This is a genomic window from Gluconacetobacter diazotrophicus PA1 5 (assembly GCF_000067045.1).
GTDB lineage: Bacteria > Pseudomonadota > Alphaproteobacteria > Acetobacterales > Acetobacteraceae > Gluconacetobacter > Gluconacetobacter diazotrophicus.
The window spans coordinates 2,487,312-2,506,168 of sequence record NC_010125.1 but is presented as its reverse complement, the minus strand read 5'-3'; the positions used below and the strand labels follow the sequence as shown (position 1 = coordinate 2,506,168).

Annotated in this window: 16 protein-coding genes and 1 pseudogene; 12 read left to right on the top strand and 5 right to left on the bottom strand. The window is 53.6% G+C overall.

Annotation, left to right across the window (positions count from 1 at the left end):
• The first annotated feature begins 61 nt into the window (after positions 1-61).
• Positions 62-271 carry a hypothetical protein gene (locus GDI_RS11530; RefSeq protein WP_012226409.1) on the top strand — a complete coding sequence of 70 codons (210 nt, stop codon included), beginning with the start codon at positions 62-64 and terminating at the stop codon, positions 269-271.
• 22 nt (positions 272-293) lie between these two features.
• On the opposite strand, the gene GDI_RS11525 is transcribed toward GDI_RS11530, so the two are convergent.
• Positions 294-581 carry a DUF1330 domain-containing protein gene (locus tag GDI_RS11525; protein WP_012226408.1) on the bottom strand — a complete coding sequence of 96 codons (288 nt, stop codon included), beginning with the start codon at positions 579-581 and terminating at the stop codon, positions 294-296.
• 23 nt (positions 582-604) lie between these two features.
• A complete protein-coding gene (gene gloA2, locus GDI_RS11520) occupies positions 605-1,021 on the bottom strand; it encodes an SMU1112c/YaeR family gloxylase I-like metalloprotein (protein ID WP_012226407.1) in 417 nt (138 codons plus the stop codon).
• A 102-nt stretch (positions 1,022-1,123) separates the two neighbouring features.
• Between gloA2 and GDI_RS11515 the strand changes: the two genes are divergently transcribed.
• Together GDI_RS11515 and GDI_RS11510 are read left to right on the top strand one after the other, a co-directional pair.
• Positions 1,124-1,318, top strand: coding sequence for a hypothetical protein (locus GDI_RS11515; protein WP_041249416.1), 195 nt, complete (start codon positions 1,124-1,126; stop codon positions 1,316-1,318).
• Between the two features lie 64 nt (positions 1,319-1,382).
• Positions 1,383-2,423 (top strand): ion channel, encoded by a 1,041-nt coding sequence (locus GDI_RS11510; protein WP_012226405.1) that lies wholly within the window; start codon positions 1,383-1,385, stop codon positions 2,421-2,423.
• Positions 2,424-2,556: 133 nt separating this feature from the next.
• On the opposite strand, the gene GDI_RS11505 is transcribed toward GDI_RS11510, so the two are convergent.
• Complete coding sequence (locus tag GDI_RS11505) at positions 2,557-3,759, bottom strand: polysaccharide biosynthesis/export family protein (protein WP_041249793.1); 1,203 nt, start codon at positions 3,757-3,759, stop codon at positions 2,557-2,559.
• Between the two features lie 213 nt (positions 3,760-3,972).
• On the opposite strand from GDI_RS11505, the gene GDI_RS11500 reads away from it, so the two are divergent.
• The 8 genes and pseudogenes from GDI_RS11500 (at position 3,973) to GDI_RS19780 (ending at position 14,419) form a co-directional block, all read left to right on the top strand.
• Positions 3,973-5,274, top strand: a complete 1,302-nt coding sequence (locus GDI_RS11500) for a glycosyltransferase family 4 protein (protein ID WP_041249792.1) — start codon at positions 3,973-3,975, stop codon at positions 5,272-5,274.
• A gap of 318 nt (positions 5,275-5,592) precedes the next feature.
• A complete protein-coding gene (locus GDI_RS11495; RefSeq protein WP_231854099.1) occupies positions 5,593-6,729 on the top strand; it encodes a capsule biosynthesis protein in 1,137 nt (378 codons plus the stop codon).
• 8 nt (positions 6,730-6,737) lie between these two features.
• The gene (locus GDI_RS19160) at positions 6,738-7,526 is read left to right on the top strand and encodes an ABC transporter permease (RefSeq protein WP_081482878.1); all 789 of its coding nucleotides are present in this window, start codon (positions 6,738-6,740) and stop codon (positions 7,524-7,526) included.
• Positions 7,523-8,170 (top strand): ABC transporter ATP-binding protein, encoded by a 648-nt coding sequence (locus GDI_RS11490; RefSeq protein ID WP_012226392.1) that lies wholly within the window; start codon positions 7,523-7,525, stop codon positions 8,168-8,170. Before GDI_RS19160 ends, GDI_RS11490 begins: the two co-directional genes overlap by 4 nt.
• A 141-nt stretch (positions 8,171-8,311) precedes the next feature.
• A pseudogene (locus GDI_RS19155) lies at positions 8,312-9,070 on the top strand (IS5 family transposase).
• The gene (locus GDI_RS19150; protein WP_012226385.1) at positions 9,067-9,489 is read left to right on the top strand and encodes a GSCFA domain-containing protein; all 423 of its coding nucleotides are present in this window, start codon (positions 9,067-9,069) and stop codon (positions 9,487-9,489) included. The pseudogene GDI_RS19155 and the gene GDI_RS19150 overlap by 4 nt, the downstream one beginning before the upstream one ends.
• A gap of 190 nt (positions 9,490-9,679) precedes the next feature.
• On the top strand, positions 9,680-12,598 hold the full coding sequence (locus GDI_RS19785) for a tetratricopeptide repeat protein (protein ID WP_012226384.1): 2,919 nt from the start codon (positions 9,680-9,682) through the stop codon (positions 12,596-12,598).
• A 327-nt stretch (positions 12,599-12,925) separates the two neighbouring features.
• Positions 12,926-14,419 carry a hypothetical protein gene (locus GDI_RS19780; RefSeq protein WP_157871033.1) on the top strand — a complete coding sequence of 498 codons (1,494 nt, stop codon included), beginning with the start codon at positions 12,926-12,928 and terminating at the stop codon, positions 14,417-14,419.
• Between the two features lie 117 nt (positions 14,420-14,536).
• Here the strand turns inward: GDI_RS19780 and GDI_RS19145 are convergent, their stop codons facing one another.
• Together GDI_RS19145 and GDI_RS11470 are read right to left on the bottom strand one after the other, a co-directional pair.
• On the bottom strand, positions 14,537-15,604 hold the full coding sequence (locus tag GDI_RS19145) for a polysaccharide pyruvyl transferase family protein (RefSeq protein ID WP_157871031.1): 1,068 nt from the start codon (positions 15,602-15,604) through the stop codon (positions 14,537-14,539).
• Between the two features lie 297 nt (positions 15,605-15,901).
• Entirely contained in the window at positions 15,902-17,485 is a 1,584-nt protein-coding gene (locus tag GDI_RS11470) for an LTA synthase family protein (RefSeq protein WP_012226378.1), read from the bottom strand.
• Between the two features lie 124 nt (positions 17,486-17,609).
• On the opposite strand from GDI_RS11470, the gene GDI_RS11465 reads away from it, so the two are divergent.
• On the top strand, positions 17,610-18,779 hold the full coding sequence (locus GDI_RS11465) for a glycosyltransferase family 4 protein (protein WP_012226376.1): 1,170 nt from the start codon (positions 17,610-17,612) through the stop codon (positions 18,777-18,779).
• Positions 18,780-18,857: the final 78 nt, after the last annotated feature.

Here is an 18,857-nt window from a genome sequence, read left to right as displayed (position 1 = left end):
TGCATGCTCTTGCACGGCTGTTCTCAGCCGTCCCGTCGCTTCAAGCGAAGGAGATCATGTCATGTTCAAATCCGAGATCATCGAAATCGACGGTGTGTTCGTCGGGGTCGTCATTCAGTCCCGTCGCGACGGCGCACGGGTGTTCCGCGCCATCCACGAATGGCTGCGGCCGTTGAACGGTCAGATCATGTCATCCCTGCAGGAAGCCCGGAACGTCGCGACAGGCCTTTTCCGCCGCCAGCGCGTGGGGCTTGCGCCGGTCCTGACCTGACGGTCCGGCTAGGGGCGGCCGATCACCGCCCCTGAACGATCACCGCGCGATAGGACGCGCCCCGCCAGCGGTGCTGTGCGACGGCCTGATAGGGTGGGCTGTCGTACCACGCGCGGGCATCCGCCATGGTCGGAAATTCCACGATCACGACGCCTTCGGGCGCCAGCCCCTCCAGCACGTCCTGAGTGCCATAGGCGGCCAGGATCTTGACGGGATGCCCCTCGAAGGTCGTACCGACTGCCTGCATATAGGTGTCGAGTTCGGCGGCATCGTGGGTCGATTCACGGGTGAAGACGATATAGGCGGCCATGGCCTCTACTCCTTCAGGGGCAGCTACGTTGCCATGGTGCCGGGCGGCGGACCAGCGGGATCTACTTCATACAATTCCAGCGGCAGGTCGTCGGGGTCGGCGAAGAAGGTGAAATCGCGCCCGGTCAGGGCGTCGGTGCGAATCGGCTCGACCACGATTCCGGCCTGCTGCAGGTGTTCGACCGCCGCGTGCAGGTCCCGCACGGCGAAGGCCAGATGCCGCAGGCCGCGCGCCTCGGGACGCGAGGGACGTGGCGGCGGGTCCGGGAAGGAAAACAGTTCGATCTGCGCATGGCCGACGGCCAGGTCGCATTTCCAGGATCGGCGTTCGGCCCGATAGGTCTCGCGAATGATCGGCAGGCCGAGGATGCGCGTATAAAAATCCTTCGACCGGTCGTAATCCGCACAGATAATAGCCACGTGATGAAGGGCGTCGATCAAGGAACTGTCCTTCCGGCAAGCGTGTTGAGGCACCAGGGCAGAGGACGAAACGCCCGAACACGGGATTTGTCCCGGATGAACAAGCGGGAGGAGCAGACGACTATGACACCCGAAGCCACCGCGATCGACCTCTTTGCGCGCCACGGTGCCGAAGCCTTGGCCATTGCCCAGACCCATCTGGACGAGGCCCGCCTCGACGGCGACGCTGAAAAGGCACGCTACTGGATCGCGTCATGCGAGGAAATCAGGCGCCTGCATGCCGGCCAGGAATCGATGGAAATCGATCTGTCCCGATAGGCGGGGACCGTCCTTCCGGCCGGATCTCCTGCATTCGTGATCCCGTTGCCGCCTCGTCCACTGCATGAGACCCGCGCGGTTACCCCCATACGCAAACGTACCGTTTCGCGCCATCCTGCGTCGAATAGGCGTCGCGAAAAGGTGCGGGGGAATGAAACGGGAGTCGGGATCGTCCAAATCAGCCGGAGGACATGCGAGACGTACGCCTTTTGCGGCACAGGTGCCCCAGGCCCTTTCGCGTCTGCTCAATCACCATGCGCTTGAAGATCGGGGCCATGACAACATCGTCCGCATCGGCGATGCCGATCGGGCGTGGTCCGACCTCTATCATCATGCCCTCACGGTGCGCTGGCGCACTTTTTTCTGGTCTTCGCTGGCGTTCTACGTCCTGATCAATGTCGGGTTTGCCTTGCTATATATGATGGCGCCGGGGCAGGTGACGGGGACGCATCCAGGGGCGTTCTGGGATTACTTCTTCTTCAGCATCCAGACCCTGTCGACGGTCGGCTACGGCGTGATGGCCCCCGTCGGGCCGGTGGCGCATGTCATTTCGTCATTCGAATTGCTGGCCGGCATGATCTTGAACGCGGTCGCCACCGGCCTGGTCTTCGCCCGCTTCGCACGCCCCAAGGCGCGGATCATGTTCAGCGACCGCGCCCTGATTCGGGTTGAAAACGGAATCTCTCACCTTAGCGTGCGAATCGCGAACCGGCGCCTCAGCCCGATTCTGTCGGTCGGCGTGGAAATGTTCCTGGCCCGCCTGATCGTCCAGCCAAACGGACGCCTGGCCCGCCAGTTCGACCCGCTACCGCTGGTCCAGTCCCACATTCCCGTCCTGCGCTTCGCGTTCCCACTGATGCACGTCATCGACGAGCACAGCCCCCTGAACGGCCTGACAGTCGATGAACTGCGTCTGGAGGAGGCAGAAATCGTCGTGACCATGACCGGCACCGACGAGGTATCCGGACAAAGCGTCTTCGCCCGCAACGCCTACGGATTCGATCGGGTGCTCTACAACCACCGCTTCGTCGACATCATCGATTCTGGCCCCGACGGGCGCATTACGGTCGATTACACCCGCTTCCATGCGACGGAAGGGCATTGAAGTCTGGATTTTCATGAATCGGGAGAAGCCACGGCTCCAGGCCGAAACACGTTGTCCGGCGCTACGCCCACAAACGAGCGCCGAAAGTCAAGACAAGGAACAAGCCGCGAAGGGTGACACAGTCCGGAGTGGCCTATCTCGCCACGTACGCGGCGGTAATAGCCGGGCTGGTCACAGCGCCAATCAAGGTCAGAAATTTATACAGCTTGTTGACCTTTGCGTTGGAAACGAAAATAAGATCCTTGTCTTTCATGACAAACTTCTGGGCAAGAAAGTAATTCGTCGGGTTCATCAGATCGACATGGTAGATAATCGGTGTGCCACCAGTTTTCGGTGCTAGCCCAAGCTTTTGGGCGACCTCGTCGCTCTCGTAACGGAATAGATAGATTGCGTTGGCGTCCGCGGTATCATCAGATGGTCCACCAATTCGCGCTATGGCCTGGTCAAGTGTGAGCACTGGCGTATTGAACGGAGTCTGATTGACGTGAGTTGCGCCGAAAACAGTATAGGTGCGGGGCAGATAGATAACCTGCACTCTGTCGCCCGGCATGAGCGGAATATTTTCGTCAGGATGCGTTTCAAGTGTACGCAAGGGTATGCGTCCGGTAACGCCATGACGTGTCAGCATCACCATGCTATCCTCGGATGAGTGGCTTGCCCCGCCTCCCATCGCAATGATGTCCAGAAGTCCCTCATGGGCGAGGGTAAGCATCTGACGCCCAGGATGAAGAATGTCGCCGGACACGATAATGGAATTGTGAAGATCGGTCAGGACGCGTACGATAACTTGGGGATTCTGGGACTTAGAGGCCAATTGGCTCTCGATCGTCTTCGCAAGTTGGGTCGGCGTTTGTCCCGCGACCAAAATGCGACCGATATAGGGAAAAGCAATCGAACCCTGGTCGTCGACTTCAGTCGGGGGAAGCGCCTCAACGCTGGCGGTGGTGCCACCGCCACCACCCCCGCTCGCAGTACTTGCCGTTCCCGCTGCCGCCCGTCCCCCGGTGGCCGCTCCACCACCACCCGAAAACAGCCCGCTGCCAATCTCGAAAACGGAGATCGAAAGAACGTCGCCCGGGCCAATGGCCCCATGTTCTCCTTGTCCAGGCCCTTCTTTATCGAGGGTGGAGAGGAGCGGAGGCGTCTCATTCTGGAGTATATTGAGTGTTTTTGGTGTAAGCGGTACGATGTGAAAACCGATAGGGTTCAGCTTCGGATCTTTTGCGGCTTGTATGATCTGTGAACTGACCGGGCCGCTGCTGGGCAAGGCGCTGCACCCAGCCAGCATGACAGAGATGGCCAGGATTCGAGCAACGGATGCCGAGCGATCGATCATGTAATCCATACGAGCTGAGACAATGTTGAGGTCCTTATGCAACGTCAAAAAATATTATGCAAGAACGCCGCAGCCCTGTAGCTTGTCGTTGTGTGTGCTAAATAGTCTGAGTGTTGCACAGTGTAAATTTGGATTATCTACAATAATAGATAGTTTCGTGCAGTTCTGATTGTTTGGTTTTGTGAAATATATCTGCCTTTTTGTGAGGTGCCGTTGCTTCGTGATCTTTCCCCACGTATTGGTGTTGATGGATTCAATCTCGCGCTTCCGCGTGGGACTGGCGTTGCCACTTATGCGCGTACGTTAACCTATTGTCTCAAAGCAATGGGAAACGTCGTGGATGTTATCTACGGCATGAATATCTCCAGGCGAACGCCAACCGATCTGCGGGAGGTAATTTTTTTCGATAGCTTGGACCAGGAAGCGACCGGCAGGCTTCCCAAGCCTTTCACGTTGCGTTGGTGGCAAGCTCGGAAGGCTGATATTGTCGGACACGTAGCCCTTGATGTCCCAATCAGTGGCCGAGTCGAGGCGCGCGGATTCGCGCATCGTATGCCTGCGTTTGACCGGATTCTCAACGTCCCCGACCTTTATCGTTCGGCTGCGAGGCATTTTCGGCACACCGGTCGATTCCTGACAGTCACCATTCCCAATCCTCCGGCAATTATGCATTGGACTTACCCATTGCCGATCAGGCTAAAGGGCGCGCGGAATATTTATACTATTCACGATCTTGTGCCATTGAGGTTGCCGTATACGACGCTAGATAATAAAAATTATCATTTCAAGCTACTTCGTAAAATTGCGCGGCAGGCAGATGCTGTTTGTACTGTTTCCGAGGCGTCGCGTTCTGAAATTCTGTCGTTTTTCCCGGATGTAAGTGATCGGGTCCATAATACCTACCAATCATTTCAGCCTGCTCTTTTGCCCGGGAATTCGCACGGACTTGATTCGCTTCCGGAAATTGCCGGTTTGTTCGGCTTGCAGACGGGGAGATTTTTCCTATTTTTCGGTTCCTTGGAGCCTAAGAAAAATCTTGGTCGTCTGATTGAAGCCTACCTTATGGCCAGAACGGAGTGCCCTCTCGTCATTGTCGGAGCCATGGCCTGGAAATCGGAAACCGAATTGCGCTTTCTGGCAACTGGTCTTGCCAATGGGCGGGTACGGCAGTTGGAGTATCTGCCGACACCGCTGCTGATGGCTCTGATCAGGGGAGCACGAGCAGTCCTCTTTCCTTCGTTGTCCGAAGGGTTTGGTTTACCCGTGCTGGAGGCTCTGTCGTTTGGTACGCCGGTGTTGACCTCACGCGAAGGTGCCTTGCCTGAGGTGGCGGGACCGGCGGCATTATTCGTGGACGCATATGATACATCTTCCATTACCGCTGGAATCGAGGAAATGGATAGGAACGACGCATTGCGCGTTCGTCTGGGCGAGTCCGGGCCGTTGCAAGCCGCATGCTTCAATATGACGAGGTACGAGGAACGGCTGCGAAAAATGTATGAAGCGGTATTGTAAATTATCGTAATCTCCGAGCTGTCATTACTCCCGGCTATGATTGAGTCGCTGGTCTTTACATTTCGCTTTTCGAGGAAAAAAGAAAAGAACTGCCGGAGCCCCCGACGACCGTACCTGACGACCTGCTGGGTCGGCAGAGGGCGGCCATCGCAACCGATCGGGAAGGGCCGGCAGAGCGGCCGTGATCCCAAAAAAAAGAAACAGTTCTTTCAACTCATTATGACCCAGATCCTCATTCCCTAGTTGCTTTTCACTTACCAATGGGGCACCTAATTTCCCATGGATAGATTTGAAGTTCCGAGCGAGAGAGCAGCGTCAGTGGCCTCGGCGCTCGTCGCGATTCCGCGAGGTTTTAACCGTGAGCATCGACTCCGGAAAGCCCGGCCATTTCTGTTGGTGGTTGCGTTGCCCACACTCATTGCAGCTATTTATTATTTCCTGATCGCCGCCCCGCAATATGTTTCGCAAGCTGAATTCGTTGTGCGAGGCGCAGCGTCGCAGCCCGTGGGAATGCTAAGCAATCTGCTGACGCCGGGGGAAGGGTCGGTCGCTGACGAAGATTCCTATATCGTACAAGATTACCTGACTTCCAGGGACGCCGCAAAAACAATGCTTGCGACGAAACGGTTGGCGGCAATCTTCAATCGTCCCGAAGGTGACAGATTTGCCCGTTTTCCAAATGTCTTTACGGGGTCATCCTTCGAATATTTTTATCAATATTATAAAAATCATGTCACTGTCGAACTTGATACCTCAACCTCGATCGCGACCCTGCGGGTTCGCACTTTTCGTGCACAGGATTCCCAGGATATCGCAACAGCCCTGCTTGTCTCTGCGGAGCAGCTTGTTAATCAAATAAATATGCGACAACGCGCTAATATGATTGGTAGTGCGGTGAAAGAGGTTGAAGAAGCCACAGAACAATTACGTGATGTGGAGGGGCAGTTGGCAGCGTATCGCAATCGCGAAGCACTTCTTGACCCAATCAAGCAGGCGACTCCGCTGTTGTCGAATATCAATGAGTTGCAGGTGATGTTGACATCTGCGCGGATGCAACTCGCTCAAGTTCAGACCGCGTCTCCGCGTAGTCCCGCCATCCCCGTCTATCAGCGTAGGATTGCGATCCTGGAAGAACAGATTGCACGGTTGAGTAGGGATGTTACCGGATCGAAGGCCTCTCTGGTTCCTAAGATTACAGACTATGACGCTTTGACGTTTAAACAGGAACTTATCGAGAAGCAGTTGACCGCGGCAGCCACGGCACTGGAAACAGCGAAAGCTCAGGCTGACCGTCAGCAGGTCTATCTGGAGCAGATCTCTCATCCCGATCTGGCAGATTATGCGACCTATCCGAAGCGGATCAGTGACGTGCTGACCGTATTTGCGACATTCTTGGGGCTTTTCTTAATGGGCAAGTTGATCATCAGCGGTGCGCGAGAGCATCAGATCGTTTGAGTGTCAAGATGAACGGACCGTCCCTTTTTGTGCTGTTTCGAGTTCAGATGCGGGTGATCGGCGCATTGATGATGCGTGAATTGCATACGCGGTTTGGACGAGAAAATTTGGGCTATTTGTGGATCGTCGGAGAGCCAATTCTGTTTTGCGCGGGTGTTGCCGTCGTTTGGACCGCCATTCGGCCCGCGCATGAACATGGGTTGCCGACAACCGCTATTGTCGTGACGGGCTACGTTCCGCTTACAATGTGGCGGCATTGTCTAGGCCATTCGCTTCATGCCTTTACAGCAAATGGGAGTCTTTTATTCCACCGGCAGGTGACGCCGCTGGATCTTATTTTCACCCGGGTTAGTCTTGAGGTTATGGGCTCTTTAATTGCGGGTCTGATTGTGGCCGTCGGGGCGATTATAATGGGTTTTATGAAGCCACCAGTTGATTACGGGTTGCTGTATTTAGGACTTTTTTTTCACGCCCTGTTTTGTCTCGGAACAGGACTGCTCGTTGCATCCTTGTCAGAAATGTCAGAATTCCTGGAAAAAGGCGTCGGGATTATTTCATATCTGTCCTTGCCCCTGTCCGGGGCATTCTCAATGGTTGATTGGGTATCACCACGTTATCGCTGGATTTTGTTACTTTCACCAAGTGTAAATGATATTGAAATGGTGCGTGGCGGACAGTTTGGTTATTCTGCGCATGCACATTTTAATGTGCTCTATAATAGCTGTGCGATTTTTATCATGATTCTTATAGGACTATCGCTGACACTTCGGGTGCGGCGTTATATATTGGTTCAATGATTCGGTGTATTGATCTCGTAAAAGACTATCATACACCCGGTGGAAAGCGGCGTGTGCTTGATCGTGTCAATTTCCAACTGGATCGTGGGCAGAAGCTGGGGATACTTGGCCGGAATGGCGCGGGAAAATCGACATTAATCCGCATCATTGGAGGAGTGGATTTTGCGACGTCGGGACGTATTGAACGTACGATGTCCGTCTCTTGGCCGCTGGCATTCGGTGGGGCCTTCCAGGGAAGCCTGAGCGGTCTAGATAATTTACGTTTTATTTGCAGGATTTACGATCTCGATTATCCGGCCACGCGTGCATTCGTGGATGATTTTGCCGAACTCGGCCGGCAATTAGGGGAGCCGGTCAAGACCTACTCCTCGGGTATGCGGGCACGCCTCGCGTTCGCATTGTCAATTATCATCGAATTTGATTGCTACCTTATCGATGAGGTTATCATGGTTGGTGACGCTCGCTTTCTGGCTCGGTGCCAAGATGAACTGTTTGGCAAACGGCGAGAGCGGTCTTTGATAGTCGTCTCACATAATATGGATTTTATACGAGAACATTGCGATCATGCTGCAATTATCCATGAGCGCCAATTTTCTCTTTACGATAATGTACAGGATGCAATCGCAACTTACGAACGTCTGTAAAGACGAAATTTCATAAAGATGCTATGAAAATTAAATATTAGAGCAATTTATCTCACTTTATCCGATAATAAATACTCTAGGGTCAGAATCCATTGATATGAGCGGCAGGTTGTGATTCAGGCCTCCTTGAGGAGACTGAAGATGAGTGACCTGTATTGGTTGACAGGCGAGCAGATGGAGCGTCTGCGGCCCTTTTTTCTGAAGAGCCATGGGTAAGCCTCGGGTTGATGACCGCCGTGTGTTGAGCGGGATCATTTTCGTGAACAAAAATGGTCTGCGCTGGCGTGATGCGCCGTGGGAATACGGCCCACACAAGACGCTCTACAATCGGTGGAAGCGCTGGGGTGCCATGGGGATCTTCATCCGCATGATGGAGGGACTGGCCGCCGAAGGGGCAGAGCCTCAGACGATCATGATTGATGCGACCTATCTCAAGGCACATCGCACAGCTTCGAGCCTGCGGTTAAAAAAGGGGCTCCAGGCCGTCTGATTGGGCGCACCAAAGGCGGGATGAATACGAAGCGGCATGCCGTCACCGACCGGGACGGACGTCCACTCGACTTCTTCATGACAGCAGGCCAGATCAGTGATTACACCGGTGCCGCAGCCCTTCTGGACGATCTCCCACCAGCCGAATGGATGCTGGCAGATCGGGGCTATAATGCTGACTGGTTCAGGGATGCCTTGGAGGAGAAAGGGATCAAACCCTGCATTCCCGGACGGAAATCCCGAGGGGAACCCATAAAATACGACAAGCGGAAATACAAAAGACGCAACCGTATCGAGATCATGTTCGGGAGGCTCAAGGACTGGAGACGGGTCGCGACACGCTATGACAGATGCCCCACCGTATTCTTCTCGGCAATCTGCCTCGCTTCAACCGTCTTGTTCTGGCTATGAGTCCTGAGCCTAAGGGAGTATTTAAAGATGACGATTACGATTTCATTAATTTTAGAGTTTCTGAGATCGTTGACGACATGCAGGCAGCGATTATGACCATCTGCGAAGCTAACCCTGTATCCCGCTTTATTCTGACTGTATCTCCGGTCCCTCTTATTGCAACCTACTGTAACCGCCACGTTCTTGTGTCTAACACCTATAGTAAGGCATGCCTTCGTGTGGCGGCGGAAGAGCTCTCGATGAGTATTCCCGACGTTGCCTACTTTCCATCCTATGAAATTATTGCTGGCCTTACAACCGCGCCTGGTTACTACCTTAGTGGTCTTCGTTCCATCTCACCGTTTGGTATAGAACACGTCATGCGTGCATTTTTTTTAGGCATTGCGTCGACCAATTTCAGCATTCTCACGCTGGGGTGAGGTTTTCTCTTGAGAAAAAGATTCAGGATGTATCGAAAATTGTATGTGATGAAAAGGAGATTGCCAAGGTTTAATTGTATTATACTCGATGGTGCTGTTTTTTTTGCGAAACCGTGGCGGCATTGTGGACTGATATTTTTGATTAGTCTATAAATATTCTGGAACGTGCGTAAATAGGTAAGGTTTATACGTGGAAATGATCGTAAAGCGAATGGCGCTGAAGGCGGGATCTGCAGCAGGCTGGACAAGAGAGGGAGATGCTGCCCGCGACAGGGGTGACTGGCCTGCGTCCGCGGCTGCTTACGAAAAGGCGCTCGAACTGCAGCCTCTGTTAGGACATATCTGGATTCAATATGGGCACGCTCTGAAGGAAAGTGGGGAGTTGGACAAGGCCCACATCGCCTATCGTCGGGGAGTTGAGATTCTGCCGACTTCTTCAGATGCTTATATTCAACTAGGACACATTCTGAAATTAAAGAATGACCCATTGCGCGCAACTATTGCCTATCGACAAGCAGTGATTCTTGACCCGGATAACGATAATGCTCTCAGGGAACTTCGAACTGCCGAATGGACTGACGCTGAAATTATGGAAACCACATGTTCTCAGGAGGTGGGCAGGAAATGTCCTCCAACCCGTTCTGATTTTACACGATTAGTATCAAAGTCGTTTATAAAATTTGATGCTCAAAATTACCGCGATCAGTTTCCAGATGTATCATTTTTGATTGATTTGGGGGTTATATATTCACCTGAGCAGCATTATCTGCATTACGGATATAGGGGGGGGAGGGATATTCTTCTTTCCCTAGAGCAAAAAGCTCCGTCGCGGGCGTTTGTCCTGTGTCCAAGTTTTTTCAAGCGATGTGGTATCGGCGAACATGCTCGTTATCTGGCGCATAGTATCGAGGCATCAGGATTAGAAACGCATCGAATCCGAACGACCGTTGAGTTGGAGCAATTTTCTCCGGCAATTCTTCAAGATGCGATTCTTATTATCAATCATGGTCCAGGCTTGTTTGATGCATATAATCCTGAACTCTCCGAGGGTGAGAGTGTAAGCGACGTTATTTCGAAATCAATCGATGTATTCGATAAATATAATACGCGCACCGTTGTGTTGATGCATTCCCTGCTCGACCGAGACAACAGAGAGATGTTTCCGCGGCAGCAGCTTTGGCTGGAAAGTCCGTTGCCGATTGTCACGACTATCCAAGCAGCGGCGACATTTTTTAATCTCATCCATATCGAGCACGGAATGCAACCTGTGGAGGTGCCTCCCGCGGTGCCGAAAGCTAAAAATAGCCGAGATTATCCGACTATCGGATTTTTTGGTTTTTTCCAGTGGGGTGGAAAGAATTTCGACGCTCTCTTCAATGCGGTGGAACGGCTGAAAGGTAAATTGGTTGGTTCGGTTGCCACTGGGAAAGAGTATGATATTGAAAAATTGCGGGAAACTTTAAAAGAACGAGGTATTAATTGCGATCTCGGAACTGGATGGGTTGACGACTCCGAGTTGACGAGACGGCTATCGGAAGCTGATTATTTTTATCTTCCGCAGTACGATTATGATCATTGGAACAATAGCGGTACGGCGCGCTTGGTGATGAACTTTCGCCTCCCGGTCGTTCTCCCGCCGCATAATCCGTTTCTTGATTTGCGTAAATATGCCATTTTTGCGGATGAGGCTGATGTCCCCGCGATTATGTCGTGGATGCGTATTCCGAAAATTTACGAGGATGCGGCGACTCGCTCCGAGCGTTATGCAAAGGCGCATCCGATGCTCGTGGAAATGCCGAAACTGGCGCATGGTCTGAAACAGGTGGTGGCCGCAAGCGGGGCGGATGTTTTTCTGGACCCCAATCTTTTTAGCGTGTGGTCGCTGCTGAGTGTTTCGTCAGACGTGTTCCTGAAGCGTGTCTCTTTTCGGACGTCTGATGATGATCTGGATTTTCAATCGACCGATCCAGATAGTGATGAACGCCTGGAGCAGATCTTGGCATTGCGCGCGCATTATCCACATCTATTCGGTTTGATTTTTAATGTCGTGCAACCTGTTCATTACTGGCGAGATCATTATGATCTTGATTCATTTTTCTTCCCGACATGGGGAGAAACGATAACAAACGTCTGTCGTGTTATGTATAAAAATGAACCAAATTTTTCATATGTTAATAAAATTCTCAGTTTGCTGGGTGTCGAACTACAAGGGATAAATGACGCTATTTCGCCCAGCCAGACACTTTCCCTGCTTCGCTGGCATATGTTCCGAGAGCCCAATTTGGATTTTGCTCCTTGCGTGCAAATTTATCATGCGGGCAGTCCGTTGGCACTCGACAACTTGAGTTCGTCTGATCTTCTCGCCACTTTTGAGGAGACCACGACTCGTCGACTTGCACTTTGTAAAAAGGTTCATATTTCCAATGAACCTCTGTTCTGTCCTGAAAATGACCGGAATTTATTGAAGTTATTAACACTTCCGACTGAATGGGTGGATCGGGCTCTGACGGAGTGTGCCCGTTCGGCGGGGAAAGATTTTGTATTCGAAGGGGTTGGTGAAATACAGGACATCTACCTTAGATATAATAAGTTGCTATATTCTCTTAGTGGTAAGGATGTTAGAGTGTCTGACATTGGTCTGCTTGATAGGCCAATTGTTGATTCTGTAAATTTCCACCGTTTTGTTTATTCTATTGCAGATTTTTGGCATTTTGACGGTGACGGATTGATTTTTCAGGTGGTACGCTGTTTGCTAAAGCGGGATCCTTCTCCTCGCGAGATGTTTGCGCTAAGCCAAATTTATGATCAAAAAGGGCGTCTGGCGGTCATTCAATGTGTTGCTGCCTATCCCTATATAAGCACGCGTGTTGTCGATTTGAACGCGGATCATCTCGTGATGAAACTTGATGAGATGCGCAAGGCTACCGAAGTTTTGGTCGGGCAGGTTCGTTCACCTTATGCTGGTGGTTGGGATTTGCGGAACAAATATCTTGAAGATCGGCGGAACTTTGACCGGGCTTGGCTGCGAATGAAGAATATTAAAGACTTGTGGTGGTCTCAGTCCGGTGGCAGCATAGACAGCATTGTTTCCCTCAACGTCCACTCCTAAGTGCCGAAAATAGTTATAATAATTTATCGATTAGATGGCGGCGGTCTCATTTGCGAGATTGCCGCCGATATAGACGACACAGACACCGTCCATTCGTTCCAATTGAATTAACGGAGATGATGTCAGATGATCAAATCACATCATCAAGAAATGGGTGATCGCCCAATTTATTCAATAGGTTGGGGAGTTATTTCATCTGTTTCAATATATGCGACGTTTCTGATTCGATCATTTCCGAGTTGTCCCGCGTTTAGTTGATTTTTATTTTTGCTCGTTACGAGAAATTTAGTGCGCTGTGGCGCAATCGCGTATTGGAGGATCTCGATCTTGCGCCATTTATTTATGCGGATCTTGGGGCGATCCGTTGCGGCGCTCGTCGTACTTGCGCCCGTTTTTACGCCCGTCTTTGCACGTCCGCCGGGAATCAGGGCGTCGGTTTCCGTGCTAGATTACGGTGCTGACCCCTCAGGCAAGAAGGATAGCGCACCCGCGATCAATGCTGCGCTGGCGAGTGGGCGCGATGTCGTGATTGCGAAGGGCAATTATGTCCTTACTGCGGGATGGATTTCCATGACGTTACCGCATCAGACATTGTCCTGCATGCCGGGCGCTAGGCTGCGTGTCGTGCGGCCGGGCCGCAATCCAACTCCGGCTCTCATCATCGCCCAAAGTGCGGTCGGTGCACGTTTGAATGGATGCCAGATTGACCATGATGGCGGACAATTTCTGCCGCTTTCGCCATTCTATCCCATAGCCTGGAACGATGGAATCACGGCTATCGAAGGCAAGGGGCTGGCTAACAACCCGCAGGGCAAGACCCTCCGCAACGATGGCTTCGGCGTCGGCGTACTGGTTATGGCCGATGCGGCGGAATTGCGCGATGTGACTGTTCTTCGTGGTTGGGACAACTCCATCATGGTTGCCAATTATCGCATGGATGCGCCGGGTCAATCGTTAGGTCCCTATGGTGTTCGGCTCACGAATGTGAGGACGGCCGACGCCGGTGCCGGCGCTCATTCCTGGGATCCGAAATTCTACATGGGTTGCGGCATCGATATCGGGACGGGTGTTGACACGATGCTGCACGATGTCGTGGACGACCGGTCGCATATCGGTTTTTGTGTCGATGAGGCCGGTGGCGCTTCGGCGCATTTCGTCAACGCCATTTCGCATGCCGCACGAATGACAAAGGCGCCTTTTATCAAGCCGGACCGGGTAAGCAGCTATTATCCCGATCCGCACGATCCCTGGCATGCTTCGACGATCAGCGGTTCGGCATTCTTCTTCGGTGGTTCGACACTTTCGTCGCTCACAGGCAAGCCGATGAAAGATCTTCATGAATCGGTCTGTACTAACTGTCAGGCGATGGAACCTGACGGCGTGGGTGTCTGGCTCAGCCGCATTTCAGATGGCGTGCGTTTCGAAGGGCTGAAGATTATCAGGCCGGGGCTTGAAGGAATCTGGGCGCTTGGTGGTACACATACGTTCGTCGATACGACGATCGAACAGCCAAATGCCTTTCGGGGTTCAACACGCATATGGGGCGTACGGTTCCCATGGCCACAGGTGTCAGCGATCAGCGCACACTGTGCTAATTGCCCACCCTTCGCTAGTGATTCCAATGCCACACACTTGAACCTGAGCAGAGAGCAACTTAACACGACACTCCTCTTCCACGGTCTCAAGATTGATGCAGGATCGGGGCAGCGCACCTATAGCTATGTTTACACTACACGTTCGACTTCCGATGAGACTTCCATCATCAAATCCGAAAGGGTCGAGGCACCTGCGGGCGCGCTCGGTCTGGAGGATAGGCAATGACTGGATAGTTCGCGTCTTCCTTTTCTTTATAACAAGTAAAGATAGGGGCATCGACTTTAACGTACAAAATATTGGCGAACGGCCCAATTTGGTAAAAAATGCAAAAATATGGACCCGTCAAATAATAGCACGCAACACGGCGGCAGCTTCTTCGGCGGCTTTTTTCAAGCGGGCATGATTAGTAGCTGCTACATTGGTAAGTCGGCTTTGCATTGCTTTATCGGTTACGCTTGTGTTGAACTTTGATAAAAGCACATCATAGTCGATACTATTTGACGGTACGAGTAAATCTTCGAGATCATTCTCGCGCATGAAATTATCTGTTTTCAGAGCAGGTGAAACTGCTACGAAAGGCGTTCCAGTCATCACGGCTAGCACAGCGCCGTGATAACGTAGAGATACGCTGGCCTGCATATCGGCATATATGTCGAGTGACTGGCCTAAATCGACCATATTAACCTGATCGAATTCAATCAGGGGAGGTGACATCCTTTGTGTTATATCATAAGCCATTGCTCTATCGAGGGGCTGTTTAGTGGAAAAACAGGCCCACACCGTCCACCAGTCATTTTCCCAGACTGAAGCGGCTCTGGCCAGAACCTCTGATACATAATTAGCCCAAAAAAAATGCATCATTCGGTCTGGATTGGGAATACGCCAACGTGCGTTGAACTCATCGTTGAGGGCGATCATCAGTTTGGGTTTTTCGTCACTACGAAATTTATTCTTTACCACGGCAGGCGTCCACGTCGCGAATCCCGGGTCCGCGCCATGAAATGCCCGGTAACCCTGTGCCGCGACAGCAACGTAATCGTTGTAATTGCGCATAATAGCTAGTCGCAGATCAAGATGGCTTAGAAGTTCAAGTTCCGTCCAACTGCGCAGCCCAGCCCCGAATATGATGACTGGAAGCTTTCTGTCTTCTATTATCTTGATGTAATAATCGTCAATAACGTCCCCACCTCCGAGAATAACAGCTCGCGCTTCAGGATGAATGAATTCGGATGAAAATTTAAGATCGAAGTCCGGAAATAATATTGAGAGACCTAAAGCCATCAGGTCATCACCAAAATTGTTTTTGTTATACCAGCCGATGCACTGAATTATCGGGCGATTAGAGGAAGAAATAACATTTTTTTGCATCTCGGATGGCAAGATTCTTCGCGGGTGATTTTCGTAAAGCAAATCAGTCTCTCCTTGTAATTTATATTATTACTGATTCTGCGGTTTGGTCGTGGAGCTTTTACTTCGAGCGTCAGAGTCGTTTTCTGAGCAATTCAACGGATCATGGTACCTATAAGAAGTTACCATAATCAGGCTATGATCGGCAGCGTGGAAATTGATGTCTGCGACGATTTGGGGGGGAACACTGGTTGACGGCGTTCACCCTGGGAAAATCGGACGGGGTGCCAAGAGGATTTCGCCCCGACGATTACGGATATATGATTTGGGTTCTGTCCTGATTTTACTTTATGTCTGGCGTTATTGATCAAATAATGTTCCGATTGAACCTCGATGAGAGTCAATCGAATGAGAGGAATCTATGATATTTCTTGTCTTGAGACGCCGTTCCATCAGGCGCTTAGCTACGCTGTGGCCCAGCATGTGAACATCTATATCGTTTCGGGATCGATCTATTGGGTGTGCTGTATCCAGAATGAAATAATCGGTCGACGAATTGATATTAAAATGACCTTGGGTCAGGGCGGGCAGGGCGGGTTGATGGTCACCATACAGTGCAAAGATCCCGCCTTTGTCGTTCAGCCAGCTTGATGAGGCGAGTTGGCCGATCATTCGGTCAGTGGCCATCAGGCTGTCCAGGTAGCCGCCGAGTTTTTCCGCGAGGGGGCCCGGGGTTGTGGCCTGCGCGGGCCAGGGGCCGTGATTGGCAACCGTGATCGCGAAGACGAAGACGGGTTGGGTCTGGCGGTCGACGAAGTTGTTGATCCAGGCGCCCAGGACCTCGTCGGGGACGAGGTGGCCGTGCGGGGCGTCGAAGGCCTCGCCGCCGATGAACTGGTCGAAGCCGAGATTGGGCATGACCTTGTGCCGGCCGTAGAAACGGCGGTCGTAGGGATGGACGCAGACGGTCAGGTAGCCCGCCTGGCGCATGCGCGCGGCCAGGGTGTCCAGGGGACGGCGGGCGAAGGAATAATAGGGATTGAAGCGATCCAGTCCCAGGTCGGACGGGGAGGCGCCGCTGATGACCGCGAATTCGCTGCGTGTCGTGTTGGCCCCCCATGAATCGACATTCAGGTGGCCATGGCGCCAGGCGCGGTCCCGGCAGGCCATATACTCCGTCAGGGGGGACGGCTGGGTGGGGTCCAGCCGGCCGATATCGAAGAAGGATTCGGCCTGGACCAGGACCACCGGCGGCTTGTCCGCCGGCACGGTCACGATGCCGAAGCTGCAGGCGGCCTGGCGTTCAGGCCGTTCCTGGCGCGAGCAGACCGTATGGGCGGCGAAGCTGCCCAGCATGCCCAGTTTTTGCGCGTCCAGCACCGGATCGCCGCTCGGTCCGAACTTGCGCAGGACTTTTGCCATGATGTTCAGCGACGGGCGCCAGAAATAGGCACCGATCGGAACGGCCAGCAGCAGGGCCCCCGCCACGCGGGACAGTACGGGATGGGCCGGCATGGCGGGCGGTTCGACCGAAAACAGCCACGCCGTCGCCAGGACCAGCGTTCCGCCGATTCCATAGAAGACGGCGGGATGGACATAGGGCAGGTAGAAGCGCGGGTGCGTGAAGACCAGGAAGAGTTCGCTGGCATCGGCAAAGACAACGGGTTCCCGAAGGACCTGGCGTTTGGTGTGGTCGGCCAGCAGCAGGCCCGCGGCCAGAACCGTCCACAGCAGGGCCGACGAGGCCGGCCGCTGGGTCAGCAATGTCAGCGCCAGCCACAGCGTGATGCCGATCACGATGTCCGGGATATCGTTGAGAAACGATCGGGTCAGCTTGCCACTCGTGAACCGAAGCACGAAAAGGGTCACCAGCCCGAGAACCGATACGACAGCAATGGCCCAAGCCTGCATTCTACTACCTTGGTCTTGTTCTGGATGTGGCATACGCCGGGGTCATGTGCCAGCGCTACTCCATACACAGATGAGGGCCGGTTTGCCATGCCGGGCAGCAAGGGGCTGATATTGCAGTTTTTTTATGGAATGGGATTTATAATTCGCGGCGGTCACCTTGTCTGACGGGCCGGTGATCTGGCTGGACGGGCGTAACGCGAAACGGGCCGGCGGGACCGGTGTGGCGCGCTATACCCAGGCCATCGCGGAATGCCTGGAGCAGGCGGGCCTGCCCGCGACCTATCTGACCGACCAGGTCGAGGGAGCACCGATCGGCCATCCGCATTCACCGGCCAGGCAGGTCTGGCGTGCGGTGCAGACCCTGCGGCCTGCTTATCCCGCGACGATTCGCCGGGATGGGCGCGCGCCCTATGCGGTCTGCCCGGATATTTTCCGTATCGCGCATGTCAGGTTCAAGCTCTGGGGGGCGCTGGCCACCGTCTCGGTGCCCACGCCGCCCGACATCATGCACTGGACCTATCCGCTGCCGATTCGAATGAAAGGGGCGCGAAATGTAGTGACGATCCACGACGTCGTTCCCCTGACGCATCCGGAACTGACCGGGATCGATCCCGATCGCTATCGGCGGCTGCTGCGGCGTCTGGTCCGTTCGGCCGATGCGGTGGTGACGATTTCCGAGTCGGCGCGTCGCGATATCGCCACCCAATGCGATGTCCCGTTGTCGCATATTCACAACCTGTTCCAGACGGCCGGGTTTTCCGCCGACGAATTGCGGCAGGCGGGGCAGGTGCTGCCGCCCGCGCCACCGGGCTATTTCCTGCATGTCGGGCGCGTCGAAGGCCGGAAGAATATCTGTCGCCTCGTCGCCGCCCATGCGCGCAGCGGCACGCGGCGGCCGCTGGTCCTGATCGGACCCGATGGGGATGACAGGCCCGATTACGCGCCGTTTGTCGGGGACACCCCGGTCCTGCGTCTGCCCTGGTGTGACCAGCCCGGCCTGATCCGGGCGATCCAGGATGCGCATGGTTTGCTCTTTCCCTCGCTGGCCGAGGGATTCGGATTGCCCATCGTCGAGGCGATGGCCCTGGGGACGCCGGTATTGACCGCGCGCGGCGGGGCGACGGAAGAAATTGCCGCGGACGCCGCGATCCTGGTCGATCCCCTGGATATCGATGACATCGCCAGGGGGATCCGGACACTGGACGGGCTGGGGGAAACCTCGGCTTTGCGACTGGCGTTGCAGGGGAAAGGGAGGCTGCGTGCATCCCGGTTTTCCCGTGCCGCCTATACCGAGCGGCTGCGTCAATTCTATTGCTCGTTACTGTAATGAACTGGCGACCGGGGACCGGATTTTAACGTGGCACAGCGTTGTCGATTTCGAAATGTTTGCTATAACCCCATAAAT